The sequence below is a fragment of the Zooshikella harenae genome, assembly GCF_018837975.1.
GTDB classification, from domain to species: domain Bacteria; phylum Pseudomonadota; class Gammaproteobacteria; order Pseudomonadales; family Zooshikellaceae; genus Zooshikella; species Zooshikella harenae.
This window is the reverse complement of sequence record NZ_JAGSOY010000357.1, coordinates 1-577: the sequence shown is the minus strand read 5'-3', so window position 1 is coordinate 577 and position 577 is coordinate 1. Positions and strand designations below refer to the sequence as shown.

Sequence of the window (577 nt, the reverse complement as noted above, 5' to 3'; positions counted from 1 at the left end):
AGGAGCAGCCTTTCATGCTGGTGCCATATTAAAATTACTGGTTCAACGTTTACGTCAGGCATGGTCGAAAGTACAGATCATTTTTCGTGGTGATGCAGGCTTTTGTATCCCTAAAATCCTTTCTTGGAGTGATCGCCATCAGGTTGATTACGTTGTGGGTATTAGCACGAATCCTCGTTTAGTGAAAAAAAGTGAGTTGACTCAATATTTAGCCCGCCGAGGCTTTGAGCTGTACTCGACAAAACATACGGTTTTTTCTTCCTTTTATTATGCCGCATACTCCTGGAGCCAACATCGTCGTGTAGTGGTCAAAGCAGAGCATGATCATAGGGGGGCGAATACTCGATTTGTTGTCACAAGCTTAGAGGCGAATGAAAGCCATATCTATAAAAAAATGTACTGTGCTCGCGGGGATATGGAAAACCGAATTAAAGAGCAAAAATTACTCTTCTCTGATCGGACTTCCTGCCATCATTGGTGGCCCAATCAGTTTCGAATATTACTCTCGTCGATGGCCTATACACTAGTTGAGGCTCTGCGCCGACTTGCTTTAAAGAAGACTATACTGGCCAATGCT

At 43.7% G+C, this 577-nt stretch carries 1 protein-coding gene; it reads left to right on the top strand.

The annotated features are described in order from the left end of the window. Positions 1–577, top strand: a 577-nt coding sequence (locus KCG35_RS26105; protein WP_215822851.1) for a transposase, incomplete at both ends; no start/stop codon positions are given.